At 66.8% G+C, this 20,274-nt stretch carries 23 protein-coding genes and 1 tRNA gene; 9 read left to right on the forward strand and 15 right to left on the reverse strand.

All coding sequences use genetic code 11. The annotated features are described in order from the left end of the window. Positions 1 to 82: 82 nt before the first annotated feature. Positions 83 to 2,140 carry a DEAD/DEAH box helicase gene (locus BSG17_RS07110; protein ID WP_089822454.1) on the reverse strand — a complete coding sequence of 686 codons (2,058 nt, stop codon included), beginning with the start codon at positions 2,138 to 2,140 and terminating at the stop codon, positions 83 to 85. A gap of 188 nt (positions 2,141 to 2,328) precedes the next feature. Between BSG17_RS07110 and BSG17_RS07115 the strand changes: the two genes are divergently transcribed. Next, the gene (locus tag BSG17_RS07115) at positions 2,329 to 2,520 is read left to right on the forward strand and encodes a DUF8106 domain-containing protein (RefSeq protein ID WP_089822456.1); all 192 of its coding nucleotides are present in this window, start codon (positions 2,329 to 2,331) and stop codon (positions 2,518 to 2,520) included. A gap of 6 nt (positions 2,521 to 2,526) precedes the next feature. Here the strand turns inward: BSG17_RS07115 and BSG17_RS07120 are convergent, their stop codons facing one another. Beyond that, on the reverse strand, positions 2,527 to 2,907 hold the full coding sequence (locus BSG17_RS07120; RefSeq protein ID WP_089822458.1) for a cupin domain-containing protein: 381 nt from the start codon (positions 2,905 to 2,907) through the stop codon (positions 2,527 to 2,529). Positions 2,908 to 3,003: 96 nt separating this feature from the next. Here BSG17_RS07120 and BSG17_RS07125 point away from each other — a divergent pair, with 96 nt between their 5' ends. Beyond that, positions 3,004 to 4,191 carry a M50 family metallopeptidase gene (locus BSG17_RS07125; protein ID WP_089822460.1) on the forward strand — a complete coding sequence of 396 codons (1,188 nt, stop codon included), beginning with the start codon at positions 3,004 to 3,006 and terminating at the stop codon, positions 4,189 to 4,191. A 114-nt stretch (positions 4,192 to 4,305) separates the two neighbouring features. On the opposite strand, the gene BSG17_RS25925 is transcribed toward BSG17_RS07125, so the two are convergent. Together BSG17_RS25925 and BSG17_RS07130 are read right to left on the reverse strand one after the other, a co-directional pair. Further along, positions 4,306 to 4,455: a rubrerythrin-like domain-containing protein gene (locus BSG17_RS25925; RefSeq protein WP_139246564.1), complete on the reverse strand. Its 150-nt coding sequence runs from the start codon at positions 4,453 to 4,455 to the stop codon at positions 4,306 to 4,308. Positions 4,456 to 4,861: 406 nt separating this feature from the next. Continuing rightward, positions 4,862 to 4,934, reverse strand: a tRNA-His gene (locus BSG17_RS07130). A 139-nt stretch (positions 4,935 to 5,073) separates the two neighbouring features. Between BSG17_RS07130 and BSG17_RS07135 the strand changes: the two genes are divergently transcribed. Beyond that, on the forward strand, positions 5,074 to 5,529 hold the full coding sequence (locus BSG17_RS07135) for a DUF5814 domain-containing protein (protein WP_089822462.1): 456 nt from the start codon (positions 5,074 to 5,076) through the stop codon (positions 5,527 to 5,529). A 5-nt stretch (positions 5,530 to 5,534) separates the two neighbouring features. Here BSG17_RS07135 and BSG17_RS07140 read toward each other — a convergent pair whose 3' ends face one another. Continuing rightward, on the reverse strand, positions 5,535 to 5,939 hold the full coding sequence (locus BSG17_RS07140; RefSeq protein WP_089822463.1) for a DUF8146 domain-containing protein: 405 nt from the start codon (positions 5,937 to 5,939) through the stop codon (positions 5,535 to 5,537). 59 nt (positions 5,940 to 5,998) lie between these two features. Beyond that, positions 5,999 to 6,658 (reverse strand): helix-turn-helix domain-containing protein, encoded by a 660-nt coding sequence (locus BSG17_RS07145; RefSeq protein WP_089822466.1) that lies wholly within the window; start codon positions 6,656 to 6,658, stop codon positions 5,999 to 6,001. A 90-nt stretch (positions 6,659 to 6,748) separates the two neighbouring features. Between BSG17_RS07145 and hutU the strand changes: the two genes are divergently transcribed. Genes hutU through hutH form a run of 4 tightly spaced genes read left to right on the forward strand, consistent with a single transcriptional unit; the run spans position 6,749 to position 12,358 of the window. Then, a complete protein-coding gene (gene hutU, locus BSG17_RS07150) occupies positions 6,749 to 8,545 on the forward strand; it encodes a urocanate hydratase (RefSeq protein WP_089822468.1) in 1,797 nt (598 codons plus the stop codon). After that, on the forward strand, positions 8,538 to 9,506 hold the full coding sequence (gene hutG, locus BSG17_RS07155; protein WP_089822470.1) for a formimidoylglutamase: 969 nt from the start codon (positions 8,538 to 8,540) through the stop codon (positions 9,504 to 9,506). The genes hutU and hutG overlap by 8 nt, the downstream gene beginning before the upstream one ends. After that, entirely contained in the window at positions 9,499 to 10,770 is a 1,272-nt protein-coding gene (gene hutI / locus BSG17_RS07160) for an imidazolonepropionase (RefSeq protein WP_089822472.1), read from the forward strand. The genes hutG and hutI overlap by 8 nt, the downstream gene beginning before the upstream one ends. Next, positions 10,763 to 12,358, forward strand: a complete 1,596-nt coding sequence (gene hutH / locus BSG17_RS07165; RefSeq protein ID WP_089822474.1) for a histidine ammonia-lyase — start codon at positions 10,763 to 10,765, stop codon at positions 12,356 to 12,358. Before hutI ends, hutH begins: the two co-directional genes overlap by 8 nt. Positions 12,359 to 12,382: 24 nt before the next feature. Here hutH and BSG17_RS07170 read toward each other — a convergent pair whose 3' ends face one another. From BSG17_RS07170 to BSG17_RS07190, 5 genes are all read right to left on the reverse strand, one after another. Further along, the gene (locus BSG17_RS07170) at positions 12,383 to 12,631 is read right to left on the reverse strand and encodes a hypothetical protein (RefSeq protein ID WP_089822475.1); all 249 of its coding nucleotides are present in this window, start codon (positions 12,629 to 12,631) and stop codon (positions 12,383 to 12,385) included. Next, complete coding sequence (locus BSG17_RS07175; RefSeq protein ID WP_089822477.1) at positions 12,621 to 12,866, reverse strand: DUF8118 domain-containing protein; 246 nt, start codon at positions 12,864 to 12,866, stop codon at positions 12,621 to 12,623. The genes BSG17_RS07170 and BSG17_RS07175 overlap by 11 nt, the downstream gene beginning before the upstream one ends. A gap of 182 nt (positions 12,867 to 13,048) precedes the next feature. Continuing rightward, complete coding sequence (locus tag BSG17_RS07180; RefSeq protein WP_089822479.1) at positions 13,049 to 13,663, reverse strand: RPA family protein; 615 nt, start codon at positions 13,661 to 13,663, stop codon at positions 13,049 to 13,051. Position 13,664: 1 nt separating this feature from the next. Then, positions 13,665 to 14,600 carry a replication factor A gene (locus BSG17_RS07185; RefSeq protein ID WP_089822481.1) on the reverse strand — a complete coding sequence of 312 codons (936 nt, stop codon included), beginning with the start codon at positions 14,598 to 14,600 and terminating at the stop codon, positions 13,665 to 13,667. 158 nt (positions 14,601 to 14,758) lie between these two features. Then, entirely contained in the window at positions 14,759 to 15,592 is an 834-nt protein-coding gene (locus tag BSG17_RS07190; RefSeq protein WP_089822483.1) for an endonuclease/exonuclease/phosphatase family protein, read from the reverse strand. Between the two features lie 157 nt (positions 15,593 to 15,749). On the opposite strand from BSG17_RS07190, the gene BSG17_RS07195 reads away from it, so the two are divergent. Together BSG17_RS07195 and BSG17_RS07200 are read left to right on the forward strand one after the other, a co-directional pair. Then, entirely contained in the window at positions 15,750 to 16,043 is a 294-nt protein-coding gene (locus BSG17_RS07195) for a DUF7091 family protein (RefSeq protein ID WP_089822485.1), read from the forward strand. Between the two features lie 97 nt (positions 16,044 to 16,140). Beyond that, complete coding sequence (locus BSG17_RS07200) at positions 16,141 to 17,190, forward strand: mannose-1-phosphate guanylyltransferase (protein WP_089822488.1); 1,050 nt, start codon at positions 16,141 to 16,143, stop codon at positions 17,188 to 17,190. Here the strand turns inward: BSG17_RS07200 and BSG17_RS07205 are convergent. The 4 genes from BSG17_RS07205 to BSG17_RS07220 form a co-directional block, all read right to left on the reverse strand. Then, entirely contained in the window at positions 17,187 to 17,972 is a 786-nt protein-coding gene (locus BSG17_RS07205) for an SDR family oxidoreductase (RefSeq protein WP_089823031.1), read from the reverse strand. The genes BSG17_RS07200 and BSG17_RS07205 overlap by 4 nt on opposite strands. Before the next feature lie 138 nt (positions 17,973 to 18,110). Then, a complete protein-coding gene (locus BSG17_RS07210; protein ID WP_089822490.1) occupies positions 18,111 to 18,911 on the reverse strand; it encodes a hypothetical protein in 801 nt (266 codons plus the stop codon). A 331-nt stretch (positions 18,912 to 19,242) separates the two neighbouring features. Further along, positions 19,243 to 19,743 (reverse strand): Tfx family DNA-binding protein, encoded by a 501-nt coding sequence (locus tag BSG17_RS07215; protein WP_280141163.1) that lies wholly within the window; start codon positions 19,741 to 19,743, stop codon positions 19,243 to 19,245. 40 nt (positions 19,744 to 19,783) lie between these two features. Beyond that, complete coding sequence (locus BSG17_RS07220) at positions 19,784 to 20,227, reverse strand: TRAM domain-containing protein (protein WP_089822494.1); 444 nt, start codon at positions 20,225 to 20,227, stop codon at positions 19,784 to 19,786. Positions 20,228 to 20,274: the final 47 nt, after the last annotated feature.

Below are 20,274 nucleotides of genomic sequence, written 5' to 3' on the forward strand. Positions count from 1 at the left end.
CGTCTTTTAGCCGTCGAGCGGGGCGTCAACTGTCTTCTGGCCGGCTATCGTCGGGGGCGCGCTGGCCGTCGTCGTCGGCGCGCTACCCCTCCTCGTCGGCCAGTTCCATCTCGGCGACGATGTCGTACGGCTCTAACTCCGAGCGGATGCCGTCGAGGATGCGGAACGCGTCCTTCGGCGAGAGGAAGTGACGGGTGACGACGCGACCCAGCGGCGTCGGCTGGAAGCCGTCGATGAACTCCCACTCCAGGAGGCGACCGAGCGCCCGCTTCGTGTCGATCTCGCCGAGCATCCGGTCGTTGAGTCGCTTGGCCCGCTTGCCCGCGACGGTGATGTTCGCGAGCGTCTCCTCGACGGCCGCCGACTCCGTGTAGCGGGTCAGGACGTCCTCCATCTCGCCTTTCAGCAGCTTGATCGCCACCTCGTCTTCGGACATGTCCATGCTGCCGTGGTAGCGGCAGTCGGGTTCGACGAGCATGTAGACGATACCGCGGTCGTGGAAGTCGGGACGACCGGCGCGGCCGAGCATCTGGCTGAACTCCTGGACGGAGAGCCACTCGATCCCCATCGCCAGCGAGTCGAAGACGACCTGCGAGGCCGGGAAGTCGACCCCGGCGGCGAGGGCGGCGGTGGTGACGACGGCGGCGAGTTCCTGGTCGCCGAACTGTCGCTCGACCTGCTTCCGTTGGCCGTAGTCGAGCCCGGCGTGATAGGGGGCAGAGGAGTACTCCAGTTTGCGGGAGATCTCGTGGCAGCGTCGCCGGGAGTTGGTGAAGATGATCGTCTGTCCCCTGAAATCCTTCGACGACTTGCGGTCGAACTCCCGCTTGACAAGTCGGTTCTCGATGCGGGCTTTCTCTTGGCCGTCGACGAAGGTGAGGTGGCGTTCGATCGGGACGGGCCGCTCCTCGAACTCGATGAGCGTCGCCCGCAGGCGCTTGGCCAGCCACTCGGGGTTGCCGACGGTCGCCGAGAGGTAGATGTACTGCGCGCCGTCGTAGCTGTCGCGCTTCTTCGCGCGCTCTTCGCAGTAGTGTTTGAGTCGGGAGATCATCCCGTCGAGGCGGTGGCCGCGTTCGTCCTCCTTCAGCGTGTGGACCTCGTCGATGACGACGGTGCCGACGTCGCCGAGATCCTTCCCCGTCCGCAGGGCGTGGTCGATACCCTCGTAGGTGCCGACGATGATGTCGGCGTTGGGGTCGAACCGGTTGCCGTCGTTGTTGATGCGACTCGCGCCGACGCGGATAGTGACGTTCAATCCGAGGTCGCTGTAGCGCTCCTTGAAGTCCTCGTGTTTCTGGTTGGCGAGGGCGACGAGCGGAACCAGAAACAGGAGCTTCCCGTTGCCCTTCAGTGCGCGGTCGACGCCGGCGAGTTCGCCGACCAGCGTCTTCCCGGTCGCCGTCGCGCTCACGACCAACTGGTCGTCACCGTCGAACAAGCCGTTTCGGACCGAGAGGCTCTGGACGGGCAGCAGCGTCTCGAACCTGCTCTCCACCTGTTGCTGGAGCTTCGGATGGAGGTCGAGACTTGCCGTCTCGACGGGGTCGACGTCGTCGACGGTGGCGCCGATCTCGTCGAACTTCGTCAGGTCGGGGTCGAGGTCGCCCTTCAGGAGATTAGTGATACGGTCGAGATCCTGCACGTCGAACAGCAGGTCCTCGAGTCGCTCCTGGGCGGCCTTGGTGAGACCGCCTTTGAACGACAGTTCGCGTTCGAGTTCGCGGGTCGCACAGTCGGGACAGATGTAGTCGCGGTCGGCCTTGATCGCGGTGTCCTCGGTGATCGGCGAGTACCGGCCGCTGCCGGCGCAGTACCGGCAGGTCCGGACGACGAGCGCCTCCAACTGGTAGCCGTCGAGCATCTCGCGGAGTTCGTCGCGACCCGTCTGGGAGGTGTGATCGGAGATGCGGATGCGCTTGGCGTTCCGGGCGAGTTCGACGAACTCGTCGGGGCTGCGAGGCTTCTCGCTCGACCCGTCTTTCTTCCGGAACTTGCCCGGTCGGGGCCCCGCGTTCGTCTCCTTCAACTCGAGCACGCCGCGGAAGACGTGCTCGCCGTCGCGGGTGACCACGACCTGGAATCTGTCGCCGAGTTCGTGGAGGAACAGGGTGTCCACCTGTGCGACCTGCTGAGACACGAGTTACGTTACGAGCACGGGGTATTTCAGCCACACGATAGCGCCGGCACGTACTGCGTCGGTGACGGTCCGTCGGCGGACCGAGACTTGTGGAAACACGTACCGTGACACCCGAAACCAACACGAACAATCAACTAATTCGGGTGGATAGTCAACTATTTACGCTTTTGGTGCGGATAGCGAAGTGAATGTCGAGCACGAACGAACGAACGCCGACCGATCGTCCACCGAAGACGGTTCTCATCTGCCCCTCCTGCGGTCACGAGAGTCCGCTGTCCGGTGACTGGAAACTCGAGACGCGAGAAGACGAGTTCGGGACGTCGACAGCGTACGTCTGTCCACGTTGTGCGTCCGTCGTGACGCGACGACCGGTGTCGTAGGGCGACTCAACCCTCCACGAGGTCGATACTGTCGTCGCCGTTCGGAACGGCACACAGGAACGCCCCCTCCAGTTCACTCTCGTTTCGGTACCAGTGGACCGTCCCTGCCGGGATGAGAAGCGAGTCGCCCGCGGCGACGGTGTACTCCTCCTCGCCGATTCCGACCGTGTACTCGCCCGCGAGCACGTACTGTTCGTGTTCGACCTCGTTGGTGTGCTTCGGCACCGACGCGCCCGGCGCGAGCGTGAACCGTCGGATCGCGAACTGTGGTGCGCCGTCGGAGTCGTCGATGAGGACGCCCTTCTGCATCCCCTCGGCGGCATCGACCGTCTCGTACTCGACGTCGCTCGCGCGCTTGACGACCGGGTGTGGAGTCGAATCGCTCATGGGGTCGTCTACGGGGCCGGTCAGGTAAGGGTTGTCCTCAACGGAACCGTTGCTGTCGTGCCCGAACTTAAGAGTCCGCCCCGACTAGAGGGAGGCATGCGAGGCATTCGGATCGGGAGCGCGTTCGGCATTCCCATCAAACTCGACTTCACGTTCCTTCTAGTGTTGCCGTTCTTCGCCTATCTCATCGGAGCGGACGTCACCAACCTCACCGAGGTGATGAACGGCCTCTTCGGCACCAGCATCGCGACCGGTCCGCTCACGAGCGGGTCGATGTCGTGGATCGTCGGCGTCACCGCCGCCCTCGGACTGTTCCTCGGCGTCCTCCTCCACGAGTTCGGCCACTCGCTGGTCGCTCGGAAGTTCGGCTTCGAGATCGAGTCGATCACGCTGTGGCTGTTCGGCGGCGTCGCCCGCTTCGTCGAGATACCCGAAGACTGGAAACAGGAGTTCTACATCGCCGTCGCCGGCCCCATCGTCAGCGTCCTCGTCGGCGTCGTCTCCTACGTCGGCTTCCTCGCGGTGCCGGAGAGCCAGGCGGCCGTCAAGTTCGTCCTCGGCTACCTCGCGATGACGAACGTCGCACTCGCCGTCTTCAACATGCTCCCCGGCTTCCCGATGGACGGCGGCCGCGTCCTCCGGGCGCTGCTCGCGCGGAATCGTCCGCACGCGAGAGCGACGCAGATCGCCGCCGAGGTCGGCAAAGCATTCGCCTTCATGCTCGGTATCTTCGGGCTCTTCGCGAACCTGTTTCTCGTCGCACTGGCGTTCTTCATCTACATCGGTGCCTCCAGCGAGGCCCAGCAGACGGTGATGAAGGCCGCCTTCGAGAACGTCGTCGTCCGCGACATCATGACCACCCGCGAAGACCTCCATACGGTCACCGAGCAGACCACCGTCGCCGAGCTAATGGAGCGGATGTTCCGCGAGCGCCACACCGGCTACCCGGTGATGCGCAACGGTGCGCTCGTCGGGATGGTGACGCTCAACGACGCCCGCGGCGTCAACGAGGTCGAACGCGACGCCTACCGCGTCGAGGACGTGATGGCCAACGACGTTACCAGCATCACCCCCGACGCCGGAGCGATGGATGCGCTGTCGACGATGCAGCAACACAACGTCGGCCGCCTCCCCGTCATCGATGCTGACGACGAACTCGTTGGGCTCGTCTCCCGGACCGACCTGATGACCGCGCTGAACATCATCCAGACGACCGGGGCGCTGAACGCGACCCGCGCGACCGACGGTGTGGGTGAACGGTCGTCGCCGTTCGAGGCGCGGTAACTCGTCTTCGGCGGCGCTATCGGGACGCAAATCTCGGGTTTCTCGTATCCCCCACACACCGACCTCGAGACGATTCGGCCTCGGCCGCGCGAGCGGCAGTGAGTGCGTGAGCGGCTACTGCTCTCGTGGCTTGCTGATGTTCTGCATGTAACCCCCGCACTCCGAACACTCGCCCGGGCGGTTCTCCGCCTGGACTCGTTCACCGGAGTTCGTACACTCGTATAGATACGGCGGGTTCTGATCGTACGGGTCGACTCCTGACATAGTTATATGTTACCACCACACACGGCTAACTCTGCCGGGAGATGTATCCAGAGTGTGAGTTCCTCGCCGAGCACTGTTTCGAGAGCGGCGTCGCGAGACGACGTGTTCACCGGGCAACGTTCGGAAGACGGTCCAGGTGCGAGAATCGAACCACGGTCGTTCCGCTTCGCTCCACTCCCTGTTTCGGGTTCGCACGTACGACTCATCAGCGCTCACTGTCGTTCGCGCAGAAGTGAGGTCCAAGTGCGAGAATCGAACCACGGTCGGACGTGCTCGCTCACTGGCGTTCGCTGTGCGCGACCTCCCCGCTTCGATTCTCTCCGTCGGCCCGTTTCACTCCGTACGTCGGTTACTCGCGGTGCTCGCTGACGCGAGCATACGCTCGTCGGAGTAACGTCGTGAAAAGGTCCAGGTGCGAGAATCGAACCCGCGTCTCAGCCTCCACAAGGCTGAAGGATGGTCCACTACCCCAACCCGGACACACCCTCTCCTACTCCTGTTTCGCTCAAATACGTTACGACTTCCGGCTTCGTGTGTGTCGATTCAGCACACCACACCGCGCCGCGATCGGCCGAAGCGCGGCCCTTTTCAGGCTCACCGTCGTATCTTGCTCCAAGCGTGGCTATCACGGACAAGATCTACCTGAAGAACCACCGGCAGATCGCCTCCCAACTGGAGGCGAACATCCCGAAGGGGGCGTTCAAGGGGGCGACGCTCGACCTCGTGTTCTCCGGCGAAGGACTGACGAAGCTCGACGACGCGACCCAAGAGCGGGTGCTCGACTTCGCACAGGACTTCCTCGACTGCGACTGCGAGGACAACCCCTACTGCGGCCATCCCGAGCGGAAGTTCATCCGCTACCTGCTGGAACTCCGCGCGCAGGGGCTCGGCCCCGACGCCATCGTCGACGTGATGACCGACGAGTACATGCTCTACGCGTATCCGGGCGACATCCTCTCGTTTCTCGACCAGTCGGTCCGGACGCTCGAGGCGGTCGAGGCGCTCGCGGGCGTCGAGGACGACAGAGAGATGGAGGAGAAGGCGGCGACCGCGAAGCGCGAACTCTCCGGGTAGGAGATTCAGCCCAACCGATAGGACGGTTCGTCGCTCTCGCCGTCCAGATCTTCGAGGAAGATGACTTCCTCGTCGTCGTCGAGTTCCTCGCGGAGACGGTTCACGTAGTGTTTGTACTCCTCCAGCTGCTCGCGGAGGTGGTCGGCCTCCAGTTCGAGTCGTTCGTGCTCGCGGATGAAGCTCTTCGGCACCTCCACTTTCGGCGGGAAACTCGGCTCGTCGCCGTCTCCGAGGTCGTCGAGTTCGTGCTCGGGGACGACCTGTACTTGCCCGTCGTGGGCAACCAACGTGTCGACGTAGTCGCGGAAGACCGCCGACAGGGAGATGTCGCGCTCCTCGGCGATCTCCCGAAGGGTCTCGAAGGCGTCCTCGTTGACCCGAAAGGAGATGGTCTTGTTCTTGTTGCCCATCGGTGGCTCTCTCTCGGCCAGCCATCCACTTAACCGTTTGTCAGACGAGGACGAGACAGTCAGAGGTACTCGATCACCCCCGCGAGAAGCTTGTTCTCCGCCCGACGGAGATGCTCCTCGGCGGTCCGCCGCTCGACGCCGACGACGGCGGCGATCTCCTCGGTCGTCGTCCGCCGCGGGATCTCGTAGTAGCCGGCGTCGAAGGCGGTCGTGAGCACCTCGCGCTGTCGCTCGGTCAGCGTCGGCAACGCGTCGTCGAGCCTGAGAAGCGGCGCGTCCTGCCGGACCGCCGAGATCTCGCGTTTCGACTCGACGCCGACGCGGTAGCCGTCGTCGACGAGGTCGCGGTAGCACGCCGAGAGCGCCGCCGGGTCGAGCGCGAGCACGCGACAGAGCTTCGCACCCCTCGCGTACCGAAGCGGCGGCAGGAGCAGACAGCCGTGCCGGGCGAGATACGTCTCCACGTGCGAGGAGTCGTGTGACTTGAGGCAGTCGGCCGTGACGACGACGAGTTCATCCGTCGTCTCCAGTCGGTCCTGTACGCCGACGAGTTCCTCGACGCGAGCGACGACCGCCGCTGCGGCCTCGCTGTCGTCGCCGGCCGTCACGTGCAGGAGGTCGCAGTGGTCGTTACACCAGAGCTCGATACGGGCGTCGGAGCCGGCCGTCGCCGCCGCGTACGACCCTGCGTCCGGGATTCGGAACGTCGCTTCGTACATCGCCCGTCACGTTCGTCACGAGTAAATAAATACCCCGCCGTATGCGGGGTCGCAGCTATTTGCGAATCGTTCACGAATCCTAGAGTAGCAATGAGCGACCAGAGGCCCTCACAGTCGACGGATCGAATCGGCGAGCCGAGCGCCGAGTGGCGGCGATACCAGGGTTCGCCGACCGGAACCGACATCGAGTGCAAGGGGTGGCGACAGGAGGCGGCGTTCAGAATGCTGAACAACAACCTCGACCCCGACGTCGCCGAGAAACCCGAGGAGCTCGTCGTCTACGGCGGCACCGGGCGCGCCGCCCGGAGCTGGGACGCCTACGACGCCATCCTCGCGGAACTCCGCGATCTGGCGGACGACGAGACGTTGCTCGTCCAGTCCGGCAAGCCGGTCGGTCGGTTCACGACGCACGAACGCGCTCCCCGCGTCCTCATCGCCAACTCCAACCTCGTCGGGAAGTGGGACAACTGGGAGCACTTCCACGAGTTGGAGGCCGAGGGGAAGATCATGTACGGCCAGATGACCGCGGGGTCGTGGGCGTACATCGGGACGCAAGGCATCCTCCAGGGGACCTACGAGACGCTCGCGGAGGCGGGGCGACAGCAGTTCCCCGACCGTGACGGCCTTCGCGGGACCGTCACCGTCACCGGCGGGCTCGGGGGGATGGGCGGCGCACAGCCGCTCGCGGTGACGATGAACCACGGCGTCTGCATCGCCGCCGAAGTCGACGAGGAGCGAATCGATCGACGCATCCAGACGCGCTACTGTATGGAGCAGACCGACGACCTCGACGAGGCCATCGAGAAGGCCAAACAGGCGGCAGCGCAGGGCGAACCCTACTCCATCGCGGTTCACACGAACGCCGCCGACATGCTGGAGGGGATGCTCGAACGCGACTTCGTCCCCGACTTCCTCACCGACCAGACGAGCGCCCACGACGAGTTGGAGGGGTACTACCCCTCGGGCTACACCGTCGCGGAGGCCGACCAGTTGCGCAGAGACGACCCCGACCGCTACGTCGAAGAGAGCCTCGACACCATGCAACGACACGTTCGGGCGATGCTCGACCTCCAGGAGCGAGGCGCAGTCACGTTCGAGTACGGCAACAACATCCGCGGACAGGTGCAGGAACACCGCGGGATGCGAGAGGCGTTCGACTTCCCCGGGTTCGTCCCGGCTTACATCCGCCCGCTGTTCTGTCGTGGGAAGGGACCCTTCCGCTGGGTCGCGCTCTCGGGTGACCCCGCGGACATCCACCGAACCGACGAGGCCGTGAAGGAGCTGTTCCCCGAGAAGGAACATCTGAACCGCTGGATCGACCTCGCACACGAACAGGTCGAGTTCCAAGGGCTGCCGAGCCGCGTCTGCTGGTTGGGCTACTCGACCGACGGTGAAGGTAGCGACGTGCCGAAGGCGCACCGAAGCGGAGGCGCTGAAGGCGCCGAAGCACTCACCGAACGCGCGAAGTTCGCCCTCCGCATCAACGAACTCGTCCGCGACGGCGAGATCAGTGCCCCGGTGGTCGTCACCCGCGACCACCTCGACGCGGGGAGCGTCGCCAGCCCGCACCGCGAGACCGAGGCGATGAGAGACGGCACGGACGCCGTCGCCGACTGGCCTATCCTCAACGCCCTGGTGAACTGCGCGGCCGGGGCGGACATCGTCTCCGTCCACGACGGCGGCGGCGTCGGCATCGGCAACTCGCTGCACGCGAACAACCACGTCGTGCTCGACGGCACCGACCTCGCCGCCGAGAAGGCCCGCCGCGTCTTCACCACCGACCCCGGCATGGGCGTGATCCGCCACGCCGACGCAGGGTACGAGGAGGCGCTCGACGAGGCGACGGCGTCGAACGTCCGGATACCGATGCGGGATCACGATGAGTGAGTTCGTCCAGTCGTTCGAGTGGCGCGGACCCTCCGCGGACCCGAACGACGAACAGTTCGGCCACGTCGTGCAGGAGACGACGAGAGAGGAAGCAGACGAGTTCGACGTCGTCCTCGTCGGCGAGCCGGTCGACGAGGCGGTTATCGGTCGGCGCGGTGCCGAAGAGGGACCGACGGCACTCCGCGAAGCGTTCGCCGATGTCAAGAGCCATCACTTCGAGTCGGGTGCAGTCGGTGACCGACGGAGCATCGGCGACCTCGGCGACGTGGCCGACCTCGTTCGTCTGGGCGACCGGTCGCCGAACGCGACGGTCGGCGGCATCCAGAATCTCGTCCGGCAGACGGGCGAACGAGTCCACGACCTCGACGCCCTCCCGGTCTTCCTCGGCGGCGACAACTCTCTTACCTATCCGAACGTCGCTCCGCTCCTCGATCGCGGTAGCGTCGGCGTCGTCAACCTCGACGCCCACCTCGACGTCAGGGAGGTACGGGACGACGCGACGAGCGGCACTCCCTACCGGCAACTGTTCGATGCCGGACTCGACGGCTACGCCTGTCTCGGCGCACGTCACTTCGAGACGTCGACCGCGTACGCGGATTACGTCGACGAGATGGGCGGTGACGTCGTCACGGCCGACGACGTCGGCGACGACCCGCTCGTTGCCACGGACCGCGCGCTCGACGCACTCGGGTCCGTGGAACAGGTCTACGTCAGCGTCGACCTCGACGTCCTCGACGCCTCTGCGGCTCCCGGTGTGTCGGCACCGACGCCCGGCGGACTGACGACGCGCGAACTGTTCGGCATCCTCCGCCGTCTCGCTTCCGACGACCGGATCGCGGGCTTCGAGGTCGTCGAGTGCGCCCCGCCACTCGACAGAGACGGGATGACGGCAGCGGCGGGTGCCCGTGCCGTGGCCCACTTCCTAAGTGGGCTTGCTGCGAACGGAGGGCATCATGACTGAACTCACCGCCGTCGTCCACGACGCCGCCGAGGTGGTCGTCGGCGACGGGGAGAAGCGCGCGACTCGCCGCGCCGCGGGAGGAGCGAGCGGTGAAACGGCGAGCACGCCGCTCACTCGTCTCGAAGACGCCGCCGTCGCCGTCGAAGACGGCCGCGTCGTCGCCGTCGGCCCGAGCGACGAGGTGACGCGGGAGCATCCGCCGGAGAACGCCCAGTACGCCGTCGACGCGACCGGGCGAAGCGTGGTCCCGGGGTTCGTCGACTCACACACTCACGCCTGCTTCGCGGGCGACCGCTCCGACGAGTTCGAGGCCAAGTTACGCGGGAAGACGTACCAGGAGATCATGGCCGAGGGCGGTGGCATCCTCCGCACCGTCCGCGCGACCCGCGAGGCCGACGGCGACGAACTCCTGTCGAACCTGCTGTCGCATCTCGACACGATGCTCTCACACGGGAGCACGACCGTCGAGGTCAAATCCGGCTACGGCCTCGACACGGAGACCGAGCTCCGGCTGCTCGACGCCGTTCGCCGCGCCGACGAGCAGCATCCAGTCGACGTCGTCCCGACGTTCATGGGCGCACACGCCGTGCCCGAGGGTCGGGAGACCGACGACTACGTCGACGAGGTCGTCTCCGAACAACTCCCTGCAGTGGAAACGCAGGGGGTCGCCGAGTTCTGCGACGTCTTCTGCGAGGAGGGCGTCTTCGCGGTCGAGCAGTCCCGTCGCGTCCTCGAAGCGGGAGTCGACCACGGCCTGACGCCGAAGGTCCACGCCGAGGAGTTCGCCCACCTCGGAGGTGCACAACTGGCCGCAGAGGTCGATGCGGCGAGCGCCGACCACCTCCTGCAGGCCGACGCCGACGACGTCGAGGCCCTGCTCGACGCCGGCGTGACGCCCGTCTTCCTCCCGGGGACGGCGTTCTCGCTCGGCGAAGCGTACGCCGACGCGCGGGCGTTCCTCGACGCCGGCGGCTCCGTCGCCGTCGCGACGGACTTCAACCCGAACTGCTACTCCCAGAGCATGCCCTTCGCCGTCGCGCTGGCCTGTACCGGGATGAAACTCACGCCCGCAGAGGCGCTCGTCGCCGCCACCGAGGGCGGCGCACACGCGCTGAACCGCGACGACGGGACGGGGACGCTACGAACGGGTGCGCCGGCGGACCTCGTCGTCCTCGACGCTCCTTCGTACCGACACGTCCCGTACAACTTCGGCGTCAACCCCGTCGCGACCGTCCTCAAGGACGGCGAGGTGGTCCATGAGTGAGTCAGAACGGGTCGTCCTCGACGGCGACTCGCTGACCGTCGAGGAGGTGGTCGCCGTGGCTCGCGACAACGTGCGAGTCGAACTCGCCGACGACGCCCGCGAGGCCATCCGTACCTCCCGTGAACGCATCGAACACATCGTCGAGAGCGGCGACCCGGTGTACGGCGTCAACACCGGGTTCGGAGAACTCGTCGACACGCACATCCCTCGCGAGAAGGTCGAGGGGTTACAGACGAACCTCGTCCGCAGTCACGCCGCCGGCGCGGGCAGAGAACTGTGTCGTGAGGAAGTCCGGTCGATGCTCCTCACTCGCGTCAACGCGCTCGCGAAGGGGTACTCCGGCGTCCGGGAGACCGTCGTCGACCACCTCCTCGCGATGCTCGACTCGGGGGTTCATCCGGTAGTGAACTCCCGCGGGAGTCTCGGCGCGAGCGGCGACCTCGCGCCGCTGGCGCACATGGCGCTCGTCCTCCTGGGAGAGGGTGAGGCCGACGTCGAGACGGCAGACGGCGACACGAGACGGCTCCCGGGCGACGAGGCGCTCGAGACCGCCAACCTGGAACCGCTGACGCTGAAAGCCAAAGAGGGACTCGCGCTCATCAACGGCACGCAGTTGACCGTCGGCCTCGCGGCGATGGTCGTCGCCGACGCCGAGCAGGTGCTCCGGGCGGCCGACGCCGCGGGCGCGCTGACGACCGAGGTGACGATGGGGACGACCGCCTCCTGCGATCCGGCCGTCCACGCGGCCCGCCCGCACCCGGGGCAGAAGGCGACCGCCCGGAACGTCAAACGACTCTGTTCGGGGTCGGAGATCGTCGAGTCCCACCGCAACTGCGACCGGGTGCAGGACGCCTACGCGCTCCGCTGTCTCCCGCAGGTCCACGGGGCCGTCCGCGACGCCGTCGCCCACCTCCGAGAGGCAGTCGAGGTCGAACTGAACAGCGCCACCGACAACCCCCTCGTCTTCGCCCGCGAACGCGTCGACGAGCGGGCCAGCGGCACGGAGGTCGGAGCGGTCATCTCCGGCGGCAACTTCCACGGCGAACCGCTGGCACTGCGACTCGACTACGTCGTCAACGCGCTCACCGAGCTGGCGGCCATCGCCGAGCGACGGGTCGACCGGATGGTCAACCCCAACCTGCAGGAACCGCATCTGCCCCCCTTCCTCACGGCCGACAGCGGGTTCCAGTCGGGGTACATGATCCCGCAGTACACCGCCGCGGCGCTCCTCAACGAGTGTCGCTCGGAGGGGCGGCCGTCGATGGACAGCACGCCGGTCAGCGGCGGGCAGGAGGACCACGTCAGCATGAGCGCGACGTCGGCGTTCGCCGCGCGACGCGTCACCGAGCGCGTCAGAACCGTCGTCGCCGTCGAACTGCTCTGTGGCGCGCAGGCCGCCGAGTTCGTCGACGAGACGTTAGCACACGCGCCGGGAACGGGCGCGGTCTACGAGAGCGTCCGAGAAGTCGTGCCGCCGCTCGTCGACGACCGGCCACCGCACCCCGACATCGAGGCAGTGACGGCGCTGATCGAAGACGGCCTGCTCGACGACCGACTCGAAGCGACGCTGTCGGAGTCGCTGGAGTAGGCGTCGCGGAACGCCGCCGACGACTTACGGGGTCGACGCCGACGAATCCGAGTCGGACCCTGATTCGGGACAGCTTGCGCGTTCGAGACGGGCGAGATGTACCTCACAGCAGAGGTCGCTGCCGTCGACGCCCGGGAGTCGCCCGCAGTCGGGACACGGCTCGAACGATGAGCGAGAGTCGCCTCCGCCCTCGTGGTCGACGCCGCCGTCGGCGCACAGTTCTCTTGCGACGTCGCGCCACCCGCCGCTCGGAGAGGTGCGGTCAATCGGCATCGTCGCCTCCGTGCTTCTGGTGGCGAGTGCCACACCGGAAACAGCCCGTCCGGAGCGCCGGGTCGGCGCTCTCGAACCCGCAGCGCTCACAGCGCCAGTAGCGGTGGTCGAGCGCGCCGTCGCTGTCGCGGCCGTCGTGCGGGCCGGTGATCCGGCGGTTCGTGTCGGTCGGCTGGTCGTTCGGTCTGTCGGTAGCTTCTTGTGTGAGTCCGGGGGTAACGGAGAGTGGGCTCATGTGTCTACGTGGGGCCCGGCGTCCGGGTGCTGCAACACCCGGGCGACTCGATTCTGCGTCACCCGACGACGCCGGGGTTGTCGATCGTATACGCGGTGCTCTCTGGACGACGAACGTCGCGAGTGGCGACTTCAGCGCGGTGCGCTAAAGTCGCCGGACGTGGGGTCGCATCCTGCGTCGGATTACGCTTCTGACTCCGGTGCGTCGGATGCGAGCTCGTCGGTGGTCTCGGTGTCGAGGCTCTCGAGTGCCCCGATGGCAGCCTGCGTGTAGCTGTCGACGGGCAGGTCGTACTGCTCGTCGGCCATACGAGCGTACTCGTTGCCCTCGTCGTCGAACGACTCGACGCGTTCGAGCGTCCGCTGAGCGGTCTCGACGACCCAGCGGTCGCGCGTCGCGGCGTTCACCTCGGTGATCGACTCGGGTCGGACGGAGACGTTGATACTCCCGTCGTCCGTCTCGTAGGTCCGCGGCTTGCCGACGATGGCGACGTACGACGGTGCCTCGAGTTCGCGCAGCGCGCTCGCGGCCTCGGGTTGGTACTGTCCGGCGTAGACGAAGAACGTCCCCGTCGGGTCGACGATGCGGCCGCGCCAGTACTCCGAATCCTCGCCGACGTCCTCCTTCTCGGTCAGAGTGCCGACGAGGAAGACGCGGTTCGCGCGCTCCCCGGTGGGGAGCAGCAGGTAGACCGGTGCACGTTCGTCGTCGGACTCTTTGAACGTGTAGCCGGCGTCGTTGAACTCTTCGGCGAACACGCGGCGGGCGACTTCTCGGGTAGGGACTGACTGACTCATTTCACATCGACCTCGCTTTGATGAGGACGTCTTCCGCATCGGTTGGACCGCTCAGTTCCTCGAACTCGTCGGCGAGCACGTAGCGACCGAACGTCGGGCCGGTGACGCGGTAGTAGCGTCCGAGCACCATCGTGCGCATCTCGTCGGCGACGACGGTGGTGTCGAGCGCGTCCATCGCCTGCTGTTTGGCCTCCTCGAGCGTGACGCCGGTGAGCTCCTCTGTCATCTCCTGGTTGAAGATGACCTCGTGGACCTCGCTGCCGTCGTCGAGGACGCCCTTGATGCGGAGGTCGAACTCGCCTTCGACGTTGCCGTGTTCCGAACAGCGACCGTTCTGGAGGACGCGCGTGCAGTCCTCCTCGGGACACCGCTTGATGAGGCCGCTGCCGCTCTGGATGTCGACGAGCGCCCCTTCGACGGTGGCGCTGTCGTCGCCGACCTCGATCTCCTCGTCGAGTTCGGTGATCGTCGTCGTCCGGTTGAGTTTGACCGAGAAGTTCCCCTGGTACTCGTCGGTGACGACGTTCTGCAGGCTGTAGGACGTCCCCTCTTCGAGCGCCTCGAGTTCGGAGGTCTGGAAGGCGACGAACTTCATCGTGCCGGACTCGTCGCCGACGAGACCGACCTGTGCGATGGACTCGTGGCCGGGGTCCCAGAGGTCGACGAGCTTCACCTTCAGGTCGACCCACTGTTCGTCCTCGTCGATGTCCGCGAGTTCGACGAGTTGACTGCCGCCGGCGCCGCTGGCGATGTCGTCGCGTTCGAGGCCCGCCTCGTCGAGGTAGCTGTTGGTGACGCTCCGGCGCGCCTCCTCGACGGGGACTTTGTACTCGTTGACGAGGTTGTCCAGTCGCTCCTCGACCTCGTCGACGCTGACGTCCAGATGGTCCGAGAACTGTGCCGCAATCTCCTCTGCGTGGGTTCGCAGGTCTGTCATGGGTTCTCACTGCCTCTGCTTGAGTTTTCGACGAGAGGCATACGCCGGTTGGTTCCCGATGGTATAAAAATGTCGCCACTCGGTGAAAGTAAAATCGAAGGGAAGGGAGCGTCAGTCATGCGTCTGACGCAGTCTAGAGCCCCTCGCGAACGGCTGACTTACTCCTCGAACCGCACGTCCGCGACGACAGGCGCGTGGTCCGACGGCGGGACACCGTTCCAGTCGTCGTCGACGACGGCGTGTTGGAAGACCGACGAGCCCTCGGTGACGAACACGTAGTCGATCTTCTCGGTCGCGCCGTCGAACCGGTTGAACGTCACCGTCGGGCCGTGGTGGCCGTGTTCGGCGCAGTACTGCGCGTCGTACAGGCGGCGGCCGCCGCCGTCGGCGGCAGTGAGCAGTTCGTACGGGCGGTCGATCTCGGTGCAGTTCAGGTCGCCGGTGACGACGGCGGGCGTGTCGCCCGCGATGTCGGCGAGACGGCGGCGGAGCAACCCGGCGCTCTCCTCGCGGGCCGTCGCACTCCGATGTTCGAAGTGTGTGTTGCACACGACGAACGACCGGTTAGTGGTGTGGTCGTGTAGTTCGGCCCACGTCGCCATCCGCGGGTACGAGGCTTCGGGATGTTTGCTACCGCTGACGTGGGGGGTCTCCGAGAGCCAGAACGTGCTGTGGTCCTGCAGCGCGAATCGGTCCCGACGGAACCCGACCGGGCCGTGTTCGCCCTCGGCGTCGCCGTCGACGCGGCCGACGCCGACCCACTCGTAGGCGGGCAGTTGCTCGCGGAGGTACGACAGCTGGTGCTCGAGCGGTTCCTGCAGACCGACCACGTCGGGGCGGTGGAAGCGGATCACGCTCGCGACCCGGTGTCGACGGTGCGGCCACGCCAACTCGCCGTCCTCCTCGGTGTCGTACCGGACGTTGAACGTCATCACGCGCACTGTCTCGGTCTCGTCGCCGGAACCGGGGGGTGTCACACTCTCGTCTGTCATTTCGAGCCTCCGGGCGTGGTGAACCGCATCTACCGCGGTGTGAGTGCTTCACCGACTTAAGACCGCCGTCGAACGGTCGGCGACGCGGCGCGAGCACGGACGCCCCGAGACGACCGGAGGCGACGGACCTTTGGCCTCGGCGGACGCATCCCGACGCATGGACGAGCGGTTCGAACGGTTCGTGCGCACCACGTTCCGCAGCGCCGGACGACGGTACGCCGAGGCCCGCAGCGCCTACCACGAGGGGCGAGACGAGACGGGCGACGAGAGCGACCGGTTCGACTTGCCGCGAGACGACGAGGGGAACGCCCGCCTCGTCTGTCGCCGCTACGCCGAGCGACGCGCCGTCGCCGTCGACGCGGAGGGACGTCCGGCCTGCTTCGACCCGGACCACCCCGACTGCCGAGGCTGTGCGGAGGACGTCCGCGAGGGCGTCGTCGAGACGTGGTGACCGGCGGCGCTCGTCTCGATGTGGGAGACGGCGACCGTCGGACGGCACGGACGCCGCCGAGCGGCGGGGTTTTGTAGCGCCCGCGTCAGGGTCGCGTATGGACCGACCGCTCGTCGCACTCGTCCTCGCCGGCGGCACCGGCACGCGACTCTACCCGGCCAGTCGCGCCGACCGTCCCAAACAGTTCCTCTCGCTCGTCGGCGACGACTCGCTTCTCGCCGAGACCGCCGACCGCGTCGACTTCGCCGACCGCACGTTCGTCTCGACGCGCCCTGCCTTCGCCGACGAGATCTCCGACCACGCCCCCGACGCCGACGTCCTCACCGAACCCGTCGCCAAAGACACCGGCCCGGCGCTGGTCTACGCGACGCACCGAATCCGCGAGGAAGTCGGCGACTGCGTCGTGTTGGTGGTGCCGAGCGACCACACCGTGAGCGACCTCGGAAGCGGCGACGAGGCTGCCGCCGGAGGGGGGCACTTCGAGTCCGTCGCACAAACGGGTGCGCGAGTCGCCGCCGAGACGGGCGCGCTCGTCACGTTCGGCGTCGACCCCAGTCGGGCAGAAACGGGCTACGGCTACGTCGAACCCGGCGAGGGGCGGTCGCTGGACGGCGAAACGTACTTCGACCTGGCGGCGTTCCACGAGAAACCGGACGCCGAGACGGCGGCCGAGTACGTCGACGCCGGCTACTACTGGAACGCCGGTATCTTCGCGTGGACGCCCGAGTCGCTGCTGGCGGCCGCTCGCGACTCGCCGCTGGCGCCGCTCGTCGACGCGCTCGAGACCGACGACGGGTCACGGGGGTTCGACGACGTCCCCGAAGTGAGCATCGACTACGCGGTGATGGAACGTGCAGACCACGCTGCCGTCGTCCCGGCCGCCTTCGAGTGGGACGACCTCGGGTCGTGGGACGCGCTCGAACGCGTTTTGGAGGCCGACGCCGACGGTAACGTCGCACTCGGCGACGCGCTGACCGTCGACGCCGAAGACAACGTCGTCGCCAGCGACGACAAGCACGTCTCGCTCGTCGGCGTCTCGGAGCTTGCGGTCGTCGCGTGGGACGACCGGGTGCTCGTGATACCCAAAGAAGACGCACAGCGTGTCCGCGAGGTGGTTTCGCGGTTGAAGGCCGAGGGAAGGTTTTAGCTCCGCAGTCGGCCGCCGTCGACGGGGAGCGCGGCCCCGTTGACGAAACTCGCACGCCGACTCGCGAGGAACGCGACGACGTCGCCGAGTTCGCGCGGGTCGCCCACCCGACCGAGCGGGATGTCGTCGGCCCAGCTCCGCAGTCCCTCGTCGTAGCTGTCGTACTCGCCGCGCTCGACGGAGTCCTCCACCAGTTCCTCGATGCGCGACGTCTCGTGTGCGCCGGGCAGGACAGCGTTGGCCCGCACGTCGGGGGCGTACTCCCGAGCGAGCGTCTTGACGAGGCCGACGACGCCGCGACGGACGGCGTTCGAGAGCACGAGACCGTCGATCGCCTCCTGCACGCTGGTCGAGGTGATGCAGGTGATCGTCCCCGCGTCGCTCTGTCGCAGGTAGGGGGCGGCCGTCTTCACGGTCCAGACGACGCTCATCACGAGCATGTCGTACGCGCCGTACCAGTCCTTCTCGGTCGTCTCGTCGAACGTCCCCGGCGGGACGCCGCCGGCAGAGGTGACGAGGTGGTCGATGCCGCCGAACTCGTCGACGGCGACCTCGACGAGGTCCTCGATGCTGTCGGGGTCGGTGATGTCGGCCTCGACGCCGACCGCGCGTCCGGTCCCGACGCTCTCCAGCGCCTTCTCCGCCGTCGCGAGTTTCTCCGCGTCGCGTCCACAGATGACGACGTCCGCGCCCGCGTCGGCGAGCGCCTCGGCGCTCCCGTAGCCCAGTCCGGCGGAACTCGCAGTGACGAGTGCGACGTCGTGTTCCAGTTCGAGATCCATGACGAGGGTGTCACAGGGCGGCGACAAAAGTCTGCGTTCCGTCGACGGCGAACGACGTCGCAGCGTCGGGTCGAGAGTCTCGAACGCAGCGAGAGCGATTCACGAACGGACGAGAGTCACGTGGAGCGGACGGGAGTCTCAACGAGGTGACTGCCACAGGTCCTCGACCTTCGCCGAGAGCGCGGCCGGGAGATGTTTCGGAGCGAGTTCCTCCTCGTTGGGGTCGGCGTCTGTCTCGAACCCGGGGTCTTCTGCGGGCGGCCCACCGCGGTACTCGGGCGCCGCGTGGGCGTAGGTACTCTCGGAGTGGGGGTAGTTCCAGACGTGCATCATCCACGGCGTCCGGCAGGGGAACTCCGAGACGTCGCCGTAGACCGTCTGGTACTTCCACCAGGCGTACCGTCCCGGGAGACCGACGTGAGCGTGCCACGGGACACACGCCCCGTCGTCCTCGTAGACTGTCGGCGGGGGGTCCCGACGTTCACCCTCGACAGTTGCCATGAACATCACGCCGATGGGCCGCCACCACGTGTGGTCGACGAGGACCGACTCCGGCCGGGAGGGATCGACCATCGAGTCGTCGCCGATGAACTCCGGGTTGATCCAGTGAGACCAACTCCCGTCGGCGAAGAAGTCGAAGTACGGGATGTATCCGGCGTCGATCAGCGCCCCGACCGTCGGGTACTCGTCCGCCAGAGACGTCTTCACTGCCTCCCGTATCGCGACCGTCTCGGGAGCGTCGTCGGAACACACCTCGTGGATCGAGTCGTTGTAGTGAACCATCGACGGTCCGACGGTCGTCTCGGTACAGCTCTCCGCGTCGCGCCCGGAGCGGGTGGCTCTGACCTCGCCTACGCCGACGGTCGCGAACCCGGCAGTCGCGCCGAGAGCGGACAGCAGCCGGCGGCGCGAGACGGGGCGGTCGTTGGACGGGGTCATGTCGTGTACTCGGGGGTGGTCGAGGAGGGTAGCAGTGTTTCGAGAGCGACTCTCGCGGCGAGGCGTTCGGCCGCCGAGCGACGAGGTGTCGAAGCGGCGGCTCTCGAGTACTTCCCGCGGTTCGTCTGTGGGATACGTGATTTCATGCCAACAGCTTCGATAGAGGTGAACTCCGTGCATAATGGTTAGTGATAACAAACAACACAGTCTGGATGGAGGATAGAACGAGCGGGAGACGTCGGATAGAGACGGCGTACGGGCGACAGGACGAGAGCGGTCGAGTCCAGGGTCGCTGTCCGGCGTGATCGCCGTCGGCGGCGCTGCCGAGACGTCAGTCAGACCGTCGGACGCGGACCGCCCCGTCGCTGGTGACGCCGACGAGGATGGAGTCGCGCACCTCTCGGCCCTGCACCGCGTCGCCGGCCGCGTCGCTGACGCGCTTCATCAGGTCGGGAGCGGTGTGGTTCACTTTCACGCCGGCGGCGTCGCAGGCGTCGTAGACGAGTTTCGGCACGTCGTAGAGGTCGGTCCCGGCGGCGACGTCGACGCGGACCGGGGCGGTGAGTGCCTCGGCGAACGCGACAGTCTCGCGGGCCTTCTCGACGTTCGAGCGGGCGCTGGCCTCGATGCTGGAGACGTTCGCACGCGAGGTGCCCAGAAGGTCGGCGATGACCGTCTGACGGACACCGCGCTCGCGCAGGGCGAGCACCTCCGCCTGCCGACGCGTGAGGATACTCTGGTCGGGGTCGAAGCCGGCTTGCGACAGCAGGCTGTCGACGTCGGGGACGTCGTCCATGCTGAGTCTTGACGTCCGGGTCGCAAAAAAGTACAGAATTCACTGTCCACGGCCGCTCCGAGGGGGTCGACGGCGACTACGAACCGCCCCAGAAGTTGTCACGGCTGCCGAGCCGGTCCGGACGGTCGCGGCCGCGGGTCCGGGAGTCGTCGTCGGTCTCGGTCGGCTCTTCGTCGGCGTCCTCCTCCATCGGGAGCCGTTCGATCTCCTCGCCGAGCGCGTGGTTCGACTTGACCTGCGTGATCTTCACGCGGGCACGGGCGTCGGGGAGCACGCCGTCGACCATCACGATGAACCCGTCGTCGGTGCGGCCGACGCCGGCACCGCTCTCGTGGATGTCAGTCACCTCGACGACGACCTCCTCGCCGGGTTTCACCGGCTGCTGTTTCAGGTCGCGGATCGGCTTGTTGTAGTGTTTGCACCACTCGGCGCCGCCGCGGTCGCCGTAGTGCTGACAGCCCATCCCTTGGATACGTTCTTGGAAGCTGGGGCAGTCGTCGGCCAGTGGACAGTCCGGCATACGCGTGTTTACCTCGGGGGCGGTCTAAACCCTTCCGTTCGGTCGAC

The sequence above is a fragment of the Halogranum amylolyticum genome (assembly GCF_900110465.1).
GTDB classification, from domain to species: domain Archaea; phylum Halobacteriota; class Halobacteria; order Halobacteriales; family Haloferacaceae; genus Halogranum; species Halogranum amylolyticum.

Bases quoted from the DNA above. Each gene is read 5' to 3' on its own strand.
- BSG17_RS07115 (WP_089822456.1), top strand. From the start codon at position 2,329: ATGTCGAGCACGAACGAACGAACGCCGACCGATCGTCCACCGAAGACG.
- BSG17_RS07200 (WP_089822488.1), top strand. From the start codon at position 16,141: ATGGACCGACCGCTCGTCGCACTCGTCCTCGCCGGCGGCACCGGCACG.
- BSG17_RS07210 (WP_089822490.1), bottom strand. From the start codon at position 18,911: ATGACCCCGTCCAACGACCGCCCCGTCTCGCGCCGCCGGCTGCTGTCC.
- BSG17_RS07180 (WP_089822479.1), bottom strand. From the start codon at position 13,663: ATGAGTCAGTCAGTCCCTACCCGAGAAGTCGCCCGCCGCGTGTTCGCC.
- BSG17_RS07190 (WP_089822483.1), bottom strand. From the start codon at position 15,592: ATGACAGACGAGAGTGTGACACCCCCCGGTTCCGGCGACGAGACCGAG.
- hutH (WP_089822474.1), top strand. From the start codon at position 10,763: ATGAGTGAGTCAGAACGGGTCGTCCTCGACGGCGACTCGCTGACCGTC.
- BSG17_RS07175 (WP_089822477.1), bottom strand. From the start codon at position 12,866: ATGAGCCCACTCTCCGTTACCCCCGGACTCACACAAGAAGCTACCGAC.
- BSG17_RS07205 (WP_089823031.1), bottom strand. From the start codon at position 17,972: ATGGATCTCGAACTGGAACACGACGTCGCACTCGTCACTGCGAGTTCC.
- BSG17_RS07170 (WP_089822475.1), bottom strand. From the start codon at position 12,631: ATGCCGATTGACCGCACCTCTCCGAGCGGCGGGTGGCGCGACGTCGCA.
- BSG17_RS07145 (WP_089822466.1), bottom strand. From the start codon at position 6,658: ATGTACGAAGCGACGTTCCGAATCCCGGACGCAGGGTCGTACGCGGCG.
- BSG17_RS25925 (WP_139246564.1), bottom strand. From the start codon at position 4,455: ATGTCAGGAGTCGACCCGTACGATCAGAACCCGCCGTATCTATACGAG.
- hutU (WP_089822468.1), top strand. From the start codon at position 6,749: ATGAGCGACCAGAGGCCCTCACAGTCGACGGATCGAATCGGCGAGCCG.
- BSG17_RS07140 (WP_089822463.1), bottom strand. From the start codon at position 5,939: ATGGGCAACAAGAACAAGACCATCTCCTTTCGGGTCAACGAGGACGCC.
- BSG17_RS07120 (WP_089822458.1), bottom strand. From the start codon at position 2,907: ATGAGCGATTCGACTCCACACCCGGTCGTCAAGCGCGCGAGCGACGTC.
- BSG17_RS07195 (WP_089822485.1), top strand. From the start codon at position 15,750: ATGGACGAGCGGTTCGAACGGTTCGTGCGCACCACGTTCCGCAGCGCC.
- BSG17_RS07185 (WP_089822481.1), bottom strand. From the start codon at position 14,600: ATGACAGACCTGCGAACCCACGCAGAGGAGATTGCGGCACAGTTCTCG.
- hutG (WP_089822470.1), top strand. From the start codon at position 8,538: ATGAGTGAGTTCGTCCAGTCGTTCGAGTGGCGCGGACCCTCCGCGGAC.
- hutI (WP_089822472.1), top strand. From the start codon at position 9,499: ATGACTGAACTCACCGCCGTCGTCCACGACGCCGCCGAGGTGGTCGTC.
- BSG17_RS07125 (WP_089822460.1), top strand. From the start codon at position 3,004: ATGCGAGGCATTCGGATCGGGAGCGCGTTCGGCATTCCCATCAAACTC.
- BSG17_RS07220 (WP_089822494.1), bottom strand. From the start codon at position 20,227: ATGCCGGACTGTCCACTGGCCGACGACTGCCCCAGCTTCCAAGAACGT.